This window comes from Streptomyces sp. NPDC040718 (assembly GCF_055593565.1).
In genome coordinates, this window is record NZ_JBVIXO010000013.1 from 68,589 (window position 1) to 85,155 (window position 16,567).

Below are 16,567 nucleotides of genomic sequence, written 5' to 3' on the forward strand. Positions count from 1 at the left end.
TATGCCCTATTTATCCGAGAAGATATGGAATGCGATCGGCAACCGCCGGTCTCATCCTTCGTCAGCGCTCTCGGGAGGATCTGCCGTGACCGTCAGTCTTGAGCAGTTGCGCCGTTGCCACGTCGCCGTCGACCTGGGAGCCGCGAGGACCCGCGTCTACGTCAAGGGAGCCGGACTGGTCGTCGACGAGCCCAGCGTCGCCGCGGTCAACACCCGCACCGGCGCCCTCATCGCCGTCGGCACCTTCGCCGAACGGATGACCGGACGCACGCCCGACTACATCCGCGTCGCACGCCCCGTCTCCGGCGGCACCGTCGTCGACATCGAGATGGCCCAGCGGATGCTGCGTCACCTGCTCGGCGAGAAGCTGCGCCGCGCCCTGCGCCGCAAGCCCCGCCTGCGCGCCGCCTGCTGCACCCCGCACGACGCCGACCCGCTCGCCCAGCGGGCGGCCGTGGAGACCATGGTCGGGCTCGGCGCCCGGCGCGTCGAACTGGTCGACACGCTGATCGCGGCGGCCGTCGGCTGCGGCCTGCCCGTGGAACAGCCGACCGCGACCATGATCATGGTGTGCGGAGCTGCGGCCACCCAGATCGCGGTGCTCTCCCTCGGCTCGATCGTCACCGCCGAACGCATCCCCGTCGGCGGCGAGGCCATCGACCACGCCGTCGTCCAGCACCTGCGCCACGCCCATGAGCTGATGCTGCCCAGCCAGGCCGTACGCCCCCTCCAGCTGGCCCTGCACGGCAACGGCATCACCCCCGAGGGCCCCGCCTCCACCCTGATCCACGGCCGTGACGTGGCCACCGGACTCGCCCGCTCCGTCCACGTGGACACCGCCGCCGTCCGGGACGCCATCCACACCCCGCTGACGGCCGTACTCGACGGCATCGGCAAGGTGCTGCGCGACTGCCCGCCCGACCTGGTCGCCGACCTGACGGACCGGGGGATCATGATGGTGGGTGGCAGCGCCCTGCTGCCGGGCCTCGACCAGATGCTGCGCGACTCCACCGGAATGCCCGTGGCCATCGCCGAACGGCCCGACGTGTGTGCCGTGCTGGGTCTCGGCGCGATGCTGGAAGGAAAGATCGCCCCCATGGTCCTCAACCCGCTGGCCGGATGACCCTGGACGGACCCGCCGGGGCCTCCGGGGCCGACGACGCCACCGGACCCGGCGGGGCCGGTGCGCCGTCGAGCCTTCCGGTGCTGCTGGAGGCGGTGCTCAGCGTCGGCTCGGAACTGGAGCTGCACACCACCCTCCAGCACGTCGTGGACTCCGCCACCGACCTGTGCGGGGCCCGGTACGGAGCGCTCGGGGTCGTCGACCCCGAGCGCGTCCGGCTGACCCAGCTGTTCACCTCCGGGATGACCGAAGCCGAACGCGCCGCGATCCCCCGGCTCCCCGACGGCCGCGCCGGCGTGCTCGGCGCACTGATCAGCGACCCCCGGCCGCTGCTGCTGGACGACCTGACGAAGGACCCCCGCTCGGCGGGCTTCCCGCCCGGCCACCCGCCCATGCGCAGCTTCCTCGGCGTGCCGATCCGGGTGCACACCGAGGTCTTCGGCAACCTCTACCTCACCGAGAAGCACGGCGGCGGACCCTTCACGGACGAGGACCTCGCGCTGATGCGCGTACTGGCCTCACAGGCCGGGATAGCGATCGGCAATGCCCGGCTGTACGAGACCGCGCGCCGGCGGGAGCGCTGGATCGAGGGCGCCGCCGCCGTCACCACCACCCTGCTGGCCGGGCGGCCCGCGGCGGACGCCCTGATGTGCGTGGCCGAACGCGCCCGGCTGCTCGCGGACGCGGCGGCGGGGGTGGTGCTCCAGCCCACGCCGGAAGGCGGCATGGAGATCGTGGCCGCCTCCACCCACGGCGACCCCGGTGACCTGATCGGGACCGCCATCGCACCCGGCTCACCGGTGCTGGAACAACTGCTGGGCGGGGAACCCGTCTTCATAGAGGACTCCGCGACCGACCCCCGGATGACCACCCACGTACGGGAACGCTTCGGGCCGAGCATGATGCTGCCGCTACAGAGCGGCGGACAGCTGATCGGCACCCTCGCCCTGCCGAGGGCCCGGGGCGGACCGCCCTACGACGCGGTGGACCGGCTGCTGGCCTCGCAGTTCGCCTCCCAGGCCGCACTGGCCCTCGTCCTGGCGGACGCGCAGCACGACCGCGAGCAGCTCGCCGTCTACGAGGACCGCGACCGCATCGCGCGCGACCTGCACGACCTGGTGGTGCAGCGGCTGTTCGCGACGGAGATGATGCTGGAGAGCACGCGGCGGCGGTCCGCCAACGCGGCCGCCGGCGAGGGGCCCGGCGACGGGACCGGCGACGAGGTCGGGGAGGAACTGGGCCGGGCGGTGGACGAGCTGGACTCCACCATCCAGGAGGTCCGCACCGCCATCTTCGCCCTCCAACAACCCCCGAGCGACGCCCCCACCACCTTCCGCGGCCGGGTGCTGCGCGAGACGGGCGGAGCCGCCGTCCTGCTCGGCTTCCAGCCCTCCGTGCACTTCGCGGGCGCGGTCGACGCCCTGCTCCCCGACCCGGTCACCACGGCCCTGCTGTCCACCCTGCGCAGCGCCCTGGCGGCCGCCCACCGCCGCACCGAGGTCACGTCGATCGAGGTGGAGATCGACGCCACCCCCTCCCGCGTCCGCCTCACGGTCTCCGACGACGGCCACACGGAGGCCGGCACCCGGGGCACGACGGTGGTGTGGGAGGCGGGGCTGTAGGGGATACGCGGCTCGCGGCACGGGCCCGCCATCTCCCCCTCGACGAGGGGGCGGGGGCGGCTCGGCGGCTGCCCACCCGCCCTCACCCGCTCGAGGGGGAGACAGGGGGCCCGCGCCGCAAGCCGCGTACCCCAGCCCCCGAACCGCAGGTAGCGGATGGCCCCCTGCGCAGGCTCCGCCTAGGGTGGCCGGGTGACGACCCGTCTCTCGGCCCGTGCCGCCATCGCCGCCCTCATCGATCCCGACACGTTCACCGAACTCCCCGCACCGCGCGCGGAGTCGCCCGCCGACGGGCCCATCGGCTGGGCCGGCTACGACGCCTCCCGGGGCCGGGCCGGCGCGCGGACCGGCGAGTCGGAGTCGGTGGTCGTCGGGACCGCCCTCGTCGGCGGCCGGCCGGCCACCGTGATCTCCTTCGAGTTCGGCTTCCTCGGCGGCTCCCTCGGGCAGCGCACCGGAGACCGGCTGGAGGCCGCGTACACGCATGCTCGGGAGCAGCGCCTGCCGCTGGTGTCCCTGATCGCGACCGGCGGCTCGCGGATGCAGGAGGGCATGCTGGCGCTGACCCAGCTCCAGCGGGTGGCGCGGCAGTGCGTGCTCACCCGGGCCGCCGGGCTGCCGCAGATCGCGGTGCTGCGCGACCCCACCACCGGCGGCGGGTGGGCCACCCTCGGGGCGGGGGCCGATGTGGTGCTGGCGCTGCCCGGGGCGCAGGTCGGCTTCGCCGGGTCCCGGGTGCGGCCGGCGGACGCCGATCCGGCGGCCTACACCGCCGAGGGGCAGTACGGGGCCGGGCACGTCGACGCCGTCGTGCCCGCGGCGGAGCTGCCGGGGGCCGTGGCGGACTGGCTGCGGGTGCTTGCCGCGCCCCGCGCCACCACCCCCGTCGAGCCCCCGGCCGCGCTGGCCGGCGTAGTGCCCCCGGAGACCGGCTGGGACGCCGTCCGGCAGGCCCGGCACCCGGACCGCCCGCGGGCGGGGGCGTACCTGGACGCGTACTTCGAGCTGCGCCTGCCGCTGCGCGGGGACCGGGCCGGGGCCGCCGACCCCGGGATGCTGTGCGGGTTCGGGCTGCGGGAGGGGCGGGCGGTCGCGTACGCGGCCCAGTGCGGCACGGCCACCCGCCCGGCGGGCTACCGTACGGCGGCCCGGGTGATCCGGCTCGCGGACCGGCTCGGCATCCCGGTGCTCACCCTGGTGGACACCCCGGGCGCGGCGAACGACGCTGCCGCCGAGCACGCCGGTGCCGGTCCGGCCATCGCCGACACGTTCGCGGCGCTCGCGGAGGCCGCCGTACCGGTGACCACCCTGCTGATCGGGGAGGGCGGCTCCGGCGGGGCACTGGCGCTGGCCGCGCCCGGGAACACGTGGGTCACCCCGGACAGCTACTTCTCGGTGATCGCCCCGGAGCTGGCGGCGGCCATCCTCAAGCGCCCCGCCGAGGAGGCGCCCGCGACGGCGGACCAGCTGCGCATCCGGCCGCAGGACCTGGTCGCGCTGGGCGTGGCCCGGGGAATCGTTCCTCCCCTGCGCTGATCCCGCAGACTGATCTCAGCCACTGAACGCCGTTTCCGGTCGGCGGAGTTGGGGACGTACGCTCCGCCGCATGTCACAGCCCGTGCAGCTCGTCGTCCTGATCACCACCCTCCCCGGCCGGGGCCCGGAGCAGGTCGAGGCGTACGAACGCCTCGCGCCGGTCGTCCGGGCCGAGGAGGGCTGCCTGCGCTACGACCTCCACGGGGTGAGCGGCGACCCCGACCGCTTCGTCCTCATCGAGCGGTGGGCGTCGCGGGCGGCGCTCGCCGCTCACGACGTCACACCGCACATGGTCGAGTCCGACGCCGCCTGTGCCGGGTTCCGGGCGGGCCCGGCGGAGGTGATCCGGCTGGACCCCGAACCGCTGGCCTGAGCGGACCCGACCCGGTCAGCGGTCAGCGGTCAGCGGTCAGCCGAAGCCGCGCGGCGGCCTCGGCGGCGGGGGTGTTCCCGCGGGCCGCCTCCAGCCGGGCAGGGCGCCGACTTGCCGGAGACCCCGGCGACGCCCCGGCCCGTGCACCGGCGGCGCGTCGAAAGGGGGGCGCTACGCCTGTGGCGAGCGGGCGTCGTAGCGGGCGAACGAGCGCCACCGCGCGGCCAGAGCGCCCAGCACCAGTACGCAGGCCAGCCCGCCGCCCGTGACGGCGACCGTCGGAGAGGCCAGGTCGGCGGCCGACCCCGCGAGGAAGTCCCCCAGCCGGGGTCCGCCCGCGACGACCACGATGAACACGCCCTGCAGGCGCCCCCTCATCGCGTCCGGTGTGGCCGCCTGGAGCATCGTGCTGCGGAACACCATCGAGACGGTGTCGGCGCAGCCGGCCGCTGCCAGGAAGAGCAGCCCCAGCCAGAGGTTCCGCGTCAGGCCGAAGACGGCGATGGCCAGCCCCCACGCCGCGACGGAGAGCAGGATGGCCAGCCCGTGCCGCTGGATCCGGCCCAGCCAGCCGGAGAACAGTCCGCCCAGCAGCGCGCCCACCGCGGGGGCGGCGACGAGCAGGCCGACGGTCTTCGCGTCGCCGCCGTACCAGAGCACGGCGACGGCCGGGAACAGCGCCTTCGGCTGCGCCAGCACCATGGCGGCCAGGTCCGCGAAGAAGGTCATCCGGACGTTCGGCCGGGTGCCGAGGAAGCGCAGGCCGTCGAGGACGGAGGCCCGCCCGCCCTTGCGGCCCTCCGGCAGCATCGAGGGCAGCCGCCACATGGCGTACAGGGCGGCGACGAAGGTCACCGCGTCGATCAGGTACGCCGCCTGGTAGCCCCACCAGCCGACGATCACGCCGCCCAGCACCGGGCCCAGCATCGTCCCGGAGGTCATGGTGACGGAGTTCAGCGCGTTGGCGGCGGGCAGCTGCTCGGGCGGCAGCAGCTTCGGGATCATGGCCGAGCGGGCGGGTCCGTTCAGCGCCCCGCAGACGGCCTGGAGGGCGACGACCGTGTAGAGCAGCCAGACCCGGTGGTAGCCGAGCAGGGCGGCGGCGGCCAGGCCGACGGAGAGGACGGTGAGTCCGGTCTGGCTGTAGAGGCCGAGCTTGCGCCGGTCGACGGTGTCGGCGATGGCGCCGCCGTACAGGCCGAAGGCGACGAGCGGGACGAGCGAGAACAGCCCGACGAGGCCGACGGAGAAGTTGGAGCCGGTGATCTCGTAGACCTGGAGCGAGATCGCGAGGGCGGTCATCGCCTGGCCCATCCAGGAGATGGTGCCGCCCACCCACAGCCGCCGGTAGTCGGCGGAGGTGCGCAGCGGGGTCAGGTCGGCGAATATCCGTCGCTTCGGTCGTGGAGGGGAGGCGGTTCCGGTCACAGGGGATGGTAACCAGGCCCCGCTGGGGCGGCCCTGGAGACCGGGGAGCGTTCACACACCCGCAACGCCCTCACCACGCGGATCCGGGGCCCCAGGCAGGGACCGGCCTTGCCGCTAACCCGCCACTGTCATCAGACATTTGACCAAATCGGCGTACCCTCCACGCCCCCTGTCCGCTCATGATGAAAAGACTCGTATGTCCAGGGAGGCGTAGTGATCGAACCTGGCAACAGCACAACGAGCACCAGCGTGAGCGGCGTTCCCACCCCCCTCACGGTCGGGGTCGAGGAGGAGTTCCTGCTCGTCGACGCCACCACCTTGCGGGTGGTCCCGGCCGCACCGCTCGTCCTCGCCACCGCCGCCGGGCTCCCGCAGCAGCTGCACGCCGAGGGGACCCGGTACCAGGTGGAGATCTCCACCCCGGTCGCGGATTCGGCGGTGACCCTCCGCGAGGAGCTCGCCGTCCTGCGGCGCGCGCTGTCCGCGGCGGCACGTGCGCACGGCTGCCGGCTGCTGGCCGCTCCCTCGCCCGTCGTGGCGGTGGAGGGGCCCCTGCACCTGACCGACGACGAGCCGCGCCAGCGGGAGCAGCACCGGCGGTTCGGCGCGCTGACGGACACCCTGGTGAGCTGCGGCCGCCACATCCACATCGGCACCCTCGACGTGGACACCGCGGTGGCCGTGTCCAACCGGGTCAGACCATGGCTGCCCACGCTGATCGCGCTGGCCGCCAACTCCCCCTTCTGGGGCGGCCGGGACACCGGGCACTCCAGCTGGCGGGCGATGGCCTGGTCGGGCTGGCCCTCGGCGGGGCTGCCCCCGCACTTCACGTCCACGGCCCACTTCCGGCACTCGGTGGAGACCCTGCTCGGCTCGGGGGCGGCCCTGGACACCAAGATGGTCTACTGGGACCTCCGTCCGTCCGGAAACTGGCCCACGCTCGAGATCCGGGCGCCCGACATGTCCCCGGACATCGACACGGCCGTGCTCCAGGCGGAGCTGGGGCGGGCCCTGGTGGCGTCGGCGCTGCGCGCCATCGCGGAGGGTCTGCCGGATCCGCCCGTACGGGACGACGTACTGCGTCTCGCGCGCTGGCGGGCGGCGCACGACGGCCTGGAGGGCTTCGGCCTGGACCCGTACACGGGTGCCGAGGTGCCGGCTGCCGACCTGGCGGAGGCGCTGCTCGACCTGGTGGCCCCGGACCTGGCCGCCGTGGGCGACCTGGACCACGCGGCGAAGACCCTGGGCGGGCTGCTGCGCGACGGATCGGGGGCCGCCCGGCAGCGTACGGCCTTCGCCCGCCGTGAGGACCTCACGGACGTGCTGCGCCACCTGGTGGAGGAGACGGAGAACTTCTAGCCGGTCCGTCCGGCGGCAGCGGCCGCGGGTGCCCGCTGGGGGCGTCCGCGGCCGCGGCGCGTCTCAGAGCCAGCCGCGCTGGGCGGCGCGCAGTCCGGCTTCGAAGCGGCTGGTGGCGTTGAGGCGTTCCATCAGCGCGGACATCTGGCGGCGGACGGTGCGCAGGGAGACCCCGAGCCGCTTGCCCGCGGCTTCGTCGGTCAGGCCGGAGGCCAGCAGCTTGAGCAGTTCGCGTTCACCGGCGGTGATCCCGTCCTCGGCGGCCTGTGCGCGGGCGGCGCCGAGCGGGACGGCCTGCTCCCAGGTCTGCTCGAAGAGGCTGACGAGGGAGGCGACGATGCCGGGGGAAGTGGTGCAGAGGGCACCGAGCTTGGAGTTCGCGGGGTCGATGGGGACCACGGCGGTCTTCCGGTCGAAGATCACCAGGCGGGGCGGCAGCACCGGGCTGGTGCGGACCTGCCCCCCGAGGTCGGTCGACCACTGCACGTAGGCCAGGGTGACGGGGTCGTTGCGGACGCTGTCCTGGTAGACCGAGCGCAGCTGGATGCCGCGTCGCAGGGCATCCGTGTCGAGGGGCCGTGAGGCCTCCAGGCTGGCCTGGGACTGGGCGCCGCCGGGAATGATCGAGAGGCATTCGACGGTGAGGTCCCGGGCGAGGACCTCCAGCCGGGACTGGATGGCGTCGAGGCCCACGAGCCGTTCGGCGCCGTCGGATTCGGTGTTGGGCCGCAGGCCCGCGAACTCCGCGACGGCGCGGGCCGCCGCCGCCTTGCTGGCCGCCAGTTCCTGCTGGCGGCGTATCAGTTCCTCTTCCTGGCGGCGCAGTATCTGCTCCAGCCCGGCTTCGGGGCTGACGGCCCGCAGTCCGCCCGCGTTGTCCCGCGAGGGGGTGAGCAGTTCGAGGTCGACGAGCCGGTCGAGCCCCTCGCGCACCTCCGCCTCGGTCATCCCCAGGCGTGCGCCCAATTCGGCCACTCCGCCGGTCGGATCGGCGAGCATCTCCCGGTAGACGGCCTCTACGAGGGTGTCCAGTCCCAACGCTTCCAGCATGCTTGTGCCCCCCGGCGTGTTGGTCCGACGGATGAATTCCCGCCGGTTGTCTTGATCCTAAAGGTGCGCAGGTCCGGCCATGGGCAGTCTCTTTCGATCTTGTCTCCGCGGCACCTTGGTGCCTGTCACCTTGGTGCCATCCGATTCCTCTTCTGCACCCATACGCGGGCTTGCAGGATGGTGTTCACCGGGACGGCGGGGCACGGAGCCCCACCCCAGGCCAGGGCCGAAAGGCCGGACCGGTGCAGCGCGCCCCAACCGCACCACACCGAAGCCGTTCGTGTTCCAGGGGGATCCATGTCTCGCACCGCTCGCCTGATCGCTGCCGCCGGCCTCACCGCCCTGCTGTCCTGCACCGCCGCCTTCACCGCCGCAACCGTCGGCCCGGGTCACATCGTGTGGGACTCGGTCCAGGCGGCCACGGCGCCGGGTCACATCGTGTGGGACTCGGTCCAGGCGGCGGGCCCGCAGACGGTCGGCGCGGACTCCTCCGCCGCGGACGAGAGCCTGATCGGCTGAGACCGACCGCCGACGCCCAGGGGCCGAACGGGCGAAGACCGGCAGCGGGAGCCGACCACCCCGGCCCTGCCGTGACGTACGCCACACCCCGCCCGCACGGCCTCCCCCCGGAAACGCCGAAGCCGCAGGTGCAATCGTTTCTGCACCTGCGGCTTGCGGTGGGGCGGGTGGGACTCGAACCCACGGCCGACGGATTATGAGTCCGCTGCTCTAACCGGCTGAGCTACCGCCCCTTTACGGCGTGGCGCGTACATGTGTGCGCGCCGTCTGCCGCAGCATAGCCGCTCATACGATCTCCTGCCTCGGATGCCCCGCATGATCGGCTGCGCTTGTTCAGAGAGACCGCGCTGAAGGCTGCCCGGTTCCCGGATCAGGACAAAAAGAAAGAGGACCCTCCCGGGTCCTCTCCTCTTCCTGCTCCCCCGACTGGACTCGAACCAGTAACCTGCCGGTTAACAGCCGGCTGCTCTGCCAATTGAGCTACAGGGGACCGCGCTCCCCCGACTGGACTCGAACCAGTAACCTGCCGGTTAACAGCCGGCTGCTCTGCCAATTGAGCTACAGGGGATTGCTGCGGTGCACCGAACAGCCCACCTCCGGCCTTGCCGGGGGGCGAGCGCCCGTTGCGAGTCATAGATTAGCGCAAGCAGGGGGGTGCTCCGCCAATCGGTATCGCAGCAGGCCGGGCACCGAGACAACGAAGGGTGGCAGGCATGCGCTACAAGGTCACGTTCCTCGCCGGGGTAGCCCTCGGATACGTGGTGGGCGCGGCGGCGGGACGCGAGCGGTACGAGGAGATGAAGAAGTCCGCCCGGCGCATCGCGCAGAACCCGGCGGTGCGCAACGCCGCCGAGACCGCCGGGCAGACCGGGCGGCAGTTCGCGGGCAAGGCGTTCGCGGCGGTGGGCGACAAGGTCGGCGACGCCGTCCCCGCCTCCGTGGCGAAGCACGTCCGGTCACTGCGCGACCGGAGGCAGGGTTCCGAAGACGAGTGGGGCACGAGCAACACCTGAGGCGGCTGGTTCCGGCCCGGCGTGCGGCAGAATTCTCCGCATGGGGATAGTCGCCGGGCTGGACAGCTCTTCCACCTTCACTCGCATCGTCGTCTGCGACACGGACACGGGGGCCGTGCTGCGCCAGGGCTACGCGCCCCATCCGCAGCCCGCCGGTGAGACCGTCCCCCATGAGACCGACCCGCAGGCCTGGCTGCTCTCCCTCGGCGAAGCCGCCGGGGGCGGGCTGCTGGAAGGCGTCCAGGCCATCGGCGTCTCCGCGCAGCAGCACGGCCTGCTGCCGCTGGACGCGCAGGGCGCGCTGATCCGTCCGGCCCTGATCGGCAACGACAAGCGCGGCCAGGTCGCCGCCGCCGACCTGATCGGTGCGCTCGGCGGCAAGGCCGCCTGGGTGGCCGCCGTCGGCGCCGTCCCGCACGCCGCGCAGCCGATCACGAAGCTCGCCTGGATGGCCCGCAACGAGCCGGAGGCCGCGCGCCGGGTCGCGGTGGTGATGTCCCCGCACGACTGGCTCGTCTGGCAGCTGCTCGGCCGGCCCGCGCGCCGCACCACCGACCGGGCCGGCGCCTCGGGCACCGGGTACTGGTCGGCGGCCACCGGCTCCTACCGGCCCGACCTGGTCGAGCTGGCGCTCGGGCACCAGGCGCTGCTGCCCGAGGTGCTCGGTCCCGCCGACGCCGCCGGGATGACGCCCGAGGGGCTGCTGATCTCCGCCGGTACCGGGGAGACCACCGCCGCCGCGCTGGGGCTGGGCATCGGCCCGGGGGACGCGGTGGTCTCGCTGGGCGCCTCCGGTTCGGTGATGGCCGTGCACCACGAGGCCCTGTCCGACCCGGGCGGCCTGATCACCTCCCTCGCCGACGCGGGCGGCATGCACCTGCCGGTGGTGAACACCTCCAACGCCGTACGGGCCCTGCGCGGCACAGCCGACATGCTGGGCACCGACCTGGAGGGGCTGAGCGCGCTCGCGCTGAAGTCGACCCCGGGTGCACACGGGCTCGTGCTCCTGCCGTACCTGGAGGGAGAGCGGACCCCGAACCTGCCGCACACCGCGGGGACCCTGTCGGGGCTGCGCCGGGACTCGATGAAGCCCGAGCACCTCGCGCGGGCCGCCTTCGAGGGGATGCTGTGCGGGCTGGTCGACGCCCTCGACGTGCTGCGGCACCGGGGCGTGGGGATCCGCCGGGTGTTCCTGCTCGGGGCCGCCGCCGAGCTGCCCGCCGTACAGGCCGCGGCGCCGGGGCTGTTCGGGACGCAGGTGGTCGTGCCCGCTCCGGCGGACTACGCGGCGCTGGGCGCGGCCCGGCAGGCGGCCTGGGCGCTCGGGGTGCGGCAGGGCACGCTGGCCCCGCACGTCCCGCCGCTGTGGCCGGCCCCTCCGGCCCAGGTGTTCGAGCCGGGCGAGGACTACCCGGCCTGGCAGGCCGTCCGCCAGCAGTACGTCACCACGCGGGAGCAGCTGCACCCGGGGGCGTTCGGGTTCTAGGGCGGGAGTCCGGACGGCCCCGGTCCTTTTGAACGGGCTTTGCGAAATCCGGTGGGGTTCGGGCCACCCGTTGGCCGAAGATGGAGTGAACCCCCTCGATCTTGCCTACCGGAGCCTGCGCGTGCTCATACGACTGCTGCGGACCCACCTGGGTCCGTACAAGAAACCCATCGCCGCACTGGTGCTGCTGCAACTCCTGCAGACCAGTGCGAGCCTCTACCTGCCCACCCTCAACGCGGACATCATCGACGACGGTGTCGTCAACGGGGACACCGGCTACATCCTGCGCTTCGGCGCTCTGATGCTCGGGGTCTCCCTCGTCCAGCTCGTCTGCAACGCCGGGGCCGTCTACTACGGTGCCCGCACGGCGGCCGCCCTCGGCCGCGACGTCCGCGCCTCCGTCTTCGACCGGGTGCAGAGCTTCTCCGCTCGGGAGCTGGGCCAGTTCGGCGCCCCCTCTCTGATCACCCGTACGACGAACGACGTCCAGCAGGTCCAGATGCTGGTGCTGATGACCTTCACCCTGATGGTCTCGGCACCGATCATGTGCGTCGGCGGCATCGCCATGGCGCTGTCGCTCGACGTGAAGCTGTCGGGCGTCCTGCTCGCGGTGGTGCCCGTGCTCGGCGTCTCGGTCGGCGCGATCGTCTGGAAGACGCGGCCCCTGTTCCGCCTGATGCAGGACCGTCTCGACGTCGTCAACCGCGTGCTGCGCGAGCAGATCACCGGCAACCGCGTGATCCGCGCCTTCGTCCGCGACGGCTACGAGGAGGAGCGCTTCCGCCGGGCGAACACCGAGCTGACCGAGGTCTCGCTGGCCTCCGGCAAGCTGCTCGCCCTGATGTTCCCGGTCGTCATCCTGGTCGTGAACATCTCCAGCGTCGCCGTCATCTGGTTCGGTGCGATGCGGGTGGACGGCGGCGGCATGGAGATCGGCCAGCTGACCGCCTTCCTCGCCTACCTGATGCAGATCGTCATGGCCGTGATGATGGCCACCTTCATGTTCATGATGGTGCCGCGAGCCGAGGTCTGCGCCGAGCGCATCCAGGAGGTCCTGGACACCGGGTCCAGCGTGGTCCCGCCCGCCGACCCGGTGCGTACGCTCGCCCGGCGCGGGCAGCTGGAGCTGCGCGGCGCCGACTTCCGCTACCCGGGTGCCGAGGCCCCGGTGCTGCGCGGGGTGGACCTGGTGGCCCGTCCCGGCGAGACCACCGCGGTGATCGGCTCCACGGGCAGCGGCAAGTCCACGCTGCTGGGCCTGGTGCCGCGGCTGTTCGACGCGACCGGCGGTGACGTGCTGGTCGACGGGGAGGACGTGCGCCGGATCGACCCGGAGCTGCTGGCCCGGACGGTCGGCATGGTCCCGCAGAAGCCGTACCTGTTCTCCGGGACGATCGCCTCCAACCTGCGCTACGGGCGCCCGGACGCGACCGACGAGGAGCTGTGGCGGGCCCTGGAGGTCGCCCAGGCCAAGGGCTTCGTGTCCGAGCTGGAGGGCGGGCTGGAAGCACCCGTCGCCCAGGGCGGGACGAACGTCTCCGGCGGTCAGCGCCAGCGTCTGGCGATCGCCCGCACGCTCGTGCAGCGCCCGGAGATCTACCTGTTCGACGACTCCTTCTCGGCCCTGGACTACGCGACGGACGCGGCGCTGCGGGCGGCGCTCGCCCAGGAGACCGAGGACGCGACGGTCGTCATCGTCGCCCAGCGGGTCTCCACGATCCGCGACGCCGACCGGATCATCGTCCTCGACGAGGGCCAGGTGGTGGGCGAGGGCCGTCACCACGAGCTGATGGCCGGCAACGAGACCTACCGGGAGATCGTGCTCTCCCAGCTGACGGAGGCGGAGGCCGCATGAGCGGGCCCGGAGGACGGATGATGACGGGGCCGGGCCAGCGGTCCCTGGACTTCAAGGGGTCGGGCAAGCGCCTGCTGCGCCAGCTGGCCCAGGACCGGGCGAAGCTGGGGGGCATGGTCGCCGCCGTGGTCGGCAGCGTCGGCTGCGCGGTGGTCGGGCCGAAGATCCTCGGCGAGGCCACCGACCTGGTGTTCGCGGGGATCGTCGGGCGGCAGATGCCGGACGGTCTGACCAAGCAGCAGGCGCTGGACGGGCTGCGCGACCGGGGCCAGGGCGGGATGGCGGACATGCTGTCCGGCACCGACTTCACCCCGGGGCAGGGCATCGACTTCGGTGCCGTCGGGGTCACCGCGCTGTGGGCGCTGGTGGTGTTCACCCTGGCGGGCCTGCTGATGCTGGTCGCGACGAGGCTGTCGAACCACGTGATGAACGGCACCGTCTACCGGATGCGCGAGGAGCTCCAGGCGAAGCTGTCGCGGCTGCCGCTGTCGTACTTCGACCAGCAGAAGCGCGGCGAGGTGCTGAGCCGGGCGACGAACGACATCGACAACATCGGCCAGACCCTCCAGCAGACGATGGGCCAGCTGATGAACTCGCTGCTCACGATCGTCGGCGTGCTGGTGATGATGTTCTGGATCTCGCCGCTGCTGGCGCTGGTCGCGCTGGTGACCGTACCGGTGTCGGTGGTGGTCGCGGCGAAGATCGGGAAGAAGTCCCAGCCGCAGTTCGTGGCGCAGTGGAAGAGCACGGGCGCGCTGAACGCCCACATCGAGGAGATGTACTCCGGCCACTCGCTGGTGAAGGTCTTCGGGCGGCAGAAGGAGTCGGCGGCGGTCTTCGCCGAGCACAACGAGGAGCTGTACCGGGCCTCCTTCAAGGCGCAGCTGGTCAGCGGCATCATGCAGCCGGTGATGTTCTTCATATCGAACGTCAACTACGTGCTGGTCGCGGTCGTCGGCGGTCTGCGGGTGGCCTCGGGCACCCTGTCGATCGGTGACGTGCAGGCCTTCATCCAGTACTCGCGCCAGTTCTCGATGCCGCTGTCGCAGGTGGCGTCGATGGCGAACCTGGTGCAGTCGGGCGTCGCCTCGGCGGAGCGGGTGTACGAGCTGCTGGACGCGCCGGAGCAGGAGCCGGACGCGGAGGTTCCGGAGCGTCCGGAGGAGCTGCGCGGTCAGGTCACCCTCGACAAGGTGGCCTTCCGCTACGAGCCGGACAAGCCGCTCATCGAGAACCTCTCGCTGACGGTGGAGCCGGGCCAGACGGTCGCCATCGTCGGCCCGACGGGCGCCGGCAAGACCACGCTGGTCAACCTGCTGATGCGGTTCTACGAGGTCACGGGCGGGGAAATCGCCCTGGACGGGGTGGACATCGCGAAGATGACCCGCGAGGAGCTGCGGGGCGGGATCGGCATGGTGCTCCAGGACACCTGGCTGTTCGGCGGCACGATCGCGGAGAACATCGCCTACGGCGCGTCCCGTGAGGTGACGCGCGCCGAGATCGAGGAGGCCGCGCGGGCGGCGCACGCGGACCGCTTCATCCGCACCCTGCCGGACGGCTACGACACGGTGCTGGACGACGAGGGCGCGGGCGTCAGCGCGGGTGAGAAGCAGCTGATCACCATCGCGCGGGCGTTCCTGTCGGACCCGGTGATCCTGGTGCTCGACGAGGCGACGAGCTCGGTGGACACCCGTACCGAGGTGCTGATCCAGAAGGCGATGGCGCGCCTGGCGCACGGCCGTACGTCGTTCGTGATCGCGCACCGGCTGTCGACGATCCGCGACGCCGACGTGATCCTGGTGATGGAGGGCGGTTCGATCGTGGAGCAGGGCACGCACGAGGAGCTGCTGGCGTCGGATGGCGCGTACGCGCGGCTGTACGCGGCGCAGTTCGCGCAGGCGGTGGCCGAGGTCGACTGACCGGCGGGCCGTGAGCGGGTGGGGGCGTCCTCCGGGGCGCCCCCTTTCCGTTTCCCTGCTCCTCGTGCGGGTCAGTCGAGGTAGCCGCGCAGCTGGTCGGCGAAGGCGTGGTCGCGCAGCTTGTTGAGGGTCTTGGACTCGATCTGGCGGATCCGCTCGCGGGTGACGCCGAAGATGCGGCCGATCTCCTCCAGGGTACGGGGGCGGCCGTCGGCGAGCCCGTAGCGGAGCTGGACGACCTTGCGTTCGCGTTCGCCGAGGGTCGAGAGGACGGCTTCGAGGTGTTCGCGCAGCAGGAAGAAGGCGGCGGACTCCATGGGGGAGGCGGCGTCACCGTCCTCGATCAGGTCGCCGAGGGCCACGTCGTCCTCCTCGCCGACCGGGGCGTGCAGGGAGACGGGCTCCTGCGCGAGGCGGAGCACCTCCAGGACCCGTTCGGGGGTCAGTTCCAGGTGGACGGCGACTTCTTCGGCGGTGGGTTCGTAGCCGCGTTCCTGGAGCATGCGGCGCTGGACGCGGATGACGCGGTTGATCAGTTCGACGACGTGGACGGGGACGCGGATGGTGCGGGCCTGGTCGGCGAGGGCGCGTGACATCGCCTGCCGGATCCACCAGGTGGCGTAGGTGGAGAACTTGTAGCCGCGGGCGTAGTCGAACTTCTCGACGGCCCTGATCAGGCCGAGGTTCCCCTCCTGGACCAGGTCGAGCATGGTCAGTCCGCGGCCGACGTAGCGTTTGGCGACGGAGACGACGAGCCGCAGGTTCGACTCGATGAGCCGGCGTTTGGCCATCCGGCCCATGACGACGAGTTTGTCGAGGTCCACGGCGAGCTGGGAGTCGAGGTCGGTGGCGCCGGCGAGTTTCTCCTCGGCGAAGAGGCCCGCTTCCACGCGCCGGGCGAGTTCGACCTCTTCGGCGGCGGTGAGCAGCGGGATCCTGCCTATCTCGCGCAGGTACTGGCGGAAGAGGTCGGCGGAGGGCCCGGTCCCGGCGCCGTTGTCGCGGCCGCGCACGCGCTGCGGGGGTGCCGGCTCGATGAGTTCGAGGACCTCGGGCTCCTCGTCGCCGGCGTCCTCCACCGTGTCGGCCTCGGCCTCGGGATCCGGATCGGAGGCGTCGTCGGCGGGGCGGCTCGCGTTCACGGTCAGGGTCTGGGTCTGCACGGGGGCGACCTCCAGGGCTCCGAGGACGGTGGCACCGCACCTCAGTGTGGGGTACGACACATCGCTGCCACGAGGGGCGTGCGAGCACTTTCTGAGCCCGCTGCGTGACGGATGGTTACCC

At 72.6% G+C, this 16,567-nt stretch carries 13 protein-coding genes and 3 tRNA genes; 10 read left to right on the forward strand and 6 right to left on the reverse strand.

What is annotated here, in order from left to right:
- Positions 1–85 precede the first annotated feature (85 nt).
- The 4 genes from ACZ597_RS27635 (at position 86) to ACZ597_RS27650 (ending at position 4,654) form a co-directional block, all read left to right on the forward strand.
- The gene (locus ACZ597_RS27635; RefSeq protein ID WP_405980805.1) at positions 86–1,123 is read left to right on the forward strand and encodes a rod shape-determining protein; all 1,038 of its coding nucleotides are present in this window, start codon (positions 86–88) and stop codon (positions 1,121–1,123) included.
- Complete coding sequence (locus ACZ597_RS27640) at positions 1,120–2,745, forward strand: sensor histidine kinase (RefSeq protein ID WP_471335357.1); 1,626 nt, start codon at positions 1,120–1,122, stop codon at positions 2,743–2,745. The genes ACZ597_RS27635 and ACZ597_RS27640 overlap by 4 nt, the downstream gene beginning before the upstream one ends.
- Positions 2,746–2,937: 192 nt before the next feature.
- Entirely contained in the window at positions 2,938–4,281 is a 1,344-nt protein-coding gene (locus ACZ597_RS27645) for a carboxyl transferase domain-containing protein (RefSeq protein WP_471335360.1), read from the forward strand.
- Positions 4,282–4,351: 70 nt separating this feature from the next.
- A complete protein-coding gene (locus ACZ597_RS27650; RefSeq protein WP_471335363.1) occupies positions 4,352–4,654 on the forward strand; it encodes a putative quinol monooxygenase in 303 nt (100 codons plus the stop codon).
- Between the two features lie 171 nt (positions 4,655–4,825).
- On the opposite strand, the gene ACZ597_RS27655 is transcribed toward ACZ597_RS27650, so the two are convergent.
- A complete protein-coding gene (locus tag ACZ597_RS27655; RefSeq protein ID WP_471335366.1) occupies positions 4,826–6,082 on the reverse strand; it encodes an MFS transporter in 1,257 nt (418 codons plus the stop codon).
- Between the two features lie 249 nt (positions 6,083–6,331).
- On the opposite strand from ACZ597_RS27655, the gene ACZ597_RS27660 reads away from it, so the two are divergent.
- Positions 6,332–7,441: a carboxylate-amine ligase gene (locus ACZ597_RS27660; RefSeq protein WP_471335368.1), complete on the forward strand. Its 1,110-nt coding sequence runs from the start codon at positions 6,332–6,334 to the stop codon at positions 7,439–7,441.
- 63 nt (positions 7,442–7,504) lie between these two features.
- Here ACZ597_RS27660 and ACZ597_RS27665 read toward each other — a convergent pair whose 3' ends face one another.
- The gene (locus ACZ597_RS27665) at positions 7,505–8,491 is read right to left on the reverse strand and encodes a helix-turn-helix transcriptional regulator (RefSeq protein WP_471335373.1); all 987 of its coding nucleotides are present in this window, start codon (positions 8,489–8,491) and stop codon (positions 7,505–7,507) included.
- 297 nt (positions 8,492–8,788) lie between these two features.
- Here ACZ597_RS27665 and ACZ597_RS27670 point away from each other — a divergent pair, with 297 nt between their 5' ends.
- Positions 8,789–9,010 carry a hypothetical protein gene (locus ACZ597_RS27670; RefSeq protein ID WP_471335376.1) on the forward strand — a complete coding sequence of 74 codons (222 nt, stop codon included), beginning with the start codon at positions 8,789–8,791 and terminating at the stop codon, positions 9,008–9,010.
- A gap of 159 nt (positions 9,011–9,169) precedes the next feature.
- Here ACZ597_RS27670 and ACZ597_RS27675 read toward each other — a convergent pair.
- The 3 genes from ACZ597_RS27675 to ACZ597_RS27685 all read right to left on the reverse strand — a co-directional run bounded on the left by ACZ597_RS27675 (position 9,170) and on the right by ACZ597_RS27685 (position 9,578).
- Positions 9,170–9,243 (reverse strand) — tRNA-Ile (locus ACZ597_RS27675).
- A gap of 184 nt (positions 9,244–9,427) precedes the next feature.
- Positions 9,428–9,500, reverse strand: a tRNA-Asn gene (locus tag ACZ597_RS27680).
- 5 nt (positions 9,501–9,505) lie between these two features.
- Positions 9,506–9,578 (reverse strand) — tRNA-Asn (locus ACZ597_RS27685).
- Between the two features lie 145 nt (positions 9,579–9,723).
- Between ACZ597_RS27685 and ACZ597_RS27690 the strand changes: the two genes are divergently transcribed.
- The 4 genes from ACZ597_RS27690 (at position 9,724) to ACZ597_RS27705 (ending at position 15,283) form a co-directional block, all read left to right on the forward strand.
- Positions 9,724–10,023, forward strand: coding sequence for a YtxH domain-containing protein (locus ACZ597_RS27690; RefSeq protein ID WP_471335379.1), 300 nt, complete (start codon positions 9,724–9,726; stop codon positions 10,021–10,023).
- Between the two features lie 40 nt (positions 10,024–10,063).
- Complete coding sequence (locus ACZ597_RS27695; protein WP_471335382.1) at positions 10,064–11,509, forward strand: FGGY family carbohydrate kinase; 1,446 nt, start codon at positions 10,064–10,066, stop codon at positions 11,507–11,509.
- 121 nt (positions 11,510–11,630) lie between these two features.
- Positions 11,631–13,364, forward strand: a complete 1,734-nt coding sequence (locus tag ACZ597_RS27700) for an ABC transporter ATP-binding protein (protein ID WP_471335385.1) — start codon at positions 11,631–11,633, stop codon at positions 13,362–13,364.
- The gene (locus ACZ597_RS27705; RefSeq protein WP_471335388.1) at positions 13,361–15,283 is read left to right on the forward strand and encodes an ABC transporter ATP-binding protein; all 1,923 of its coding nucleotides are present in this window, start codon (positions 13,361–13,363) and stop codon (positions 15,281–15,283) included. Before ACZ597_RS27700 ends, ACZ597_RS27705 begins: the two co-directional genes overlap by 4 nt.
- A 71-nt stretch (positions 15,284–15,354) precedes the next feature.
- Here ACZ597_RS27705 and ACZ597_RS27710 read toward each other — a convergent pair whose 3' ends face one another.
- Positions 15,355–16,506 (reverse strand): RNA polymerase sigma factor, encoded by a 1,152-nt coding sequence (locus tag ACZ597_RS27710; protein WP_471335391.1) that lies wholly within the window; start codon positions 16,504–16,506, stop codon positions 15,355–15,357.
- Between the last annotated feature and the right edge of the window lie 61 nt (positions 16,507–16,567).

Bases quoted from the DNA above. Each gene is read 5' to 3' on its own strand.
- ACZ597_RS27640 (WP_471335357.1), top strand. From the start codon at position 1,120: ATGACCCTGGACGGACCCGCCGGGGCCTCCGGGGCCGACGACGCCACC.
- ACZ597_RS27650 (WP_471335363.1), top strand. From the start codon at position 4,352: ATGTCACAGCCCGTGCAGCTCGTCGTCCTGATCACCACCCTCCCCGGC.
- ACZ597_RS27665 (WP_471335373.1), bottom strand. From the start codon at position 8,491: ATGCTGGAAGCGTTGGGACTGGACACCCTCGTAGAGGCCGTCTACCGG.
- ACZ597_RS27670 (WP_471335376.1), top strand. From the start codon at position 8,789: ATGTCTCGCACCGCTCGCCTGATCGCTGCCGCCGGCCTCACCGCCCTG.
- ACZ597_RS27690 (WP_471335379.1), top strand. From the start codon at position 9,724: ATGCGCTACAAGGTCACGTTCCTCGCCGGGGTAGCCCTCGGATACGTG.
- ACZ597_RS27695 (WP_471335382.1), top strand. From the start codon at position 10,064: ATGGGGATAGTCGCCGGGCTGGACAGCTCTTCCACCTTCACTCGCATC.
- ACZ597_RS27705 (WP_471335388.1), top strand. From the start codon at position 13,361: ATGAGCGGGCCCGGAGGACGGATGATGACGGGGCCGGGCCAGCGGTCC.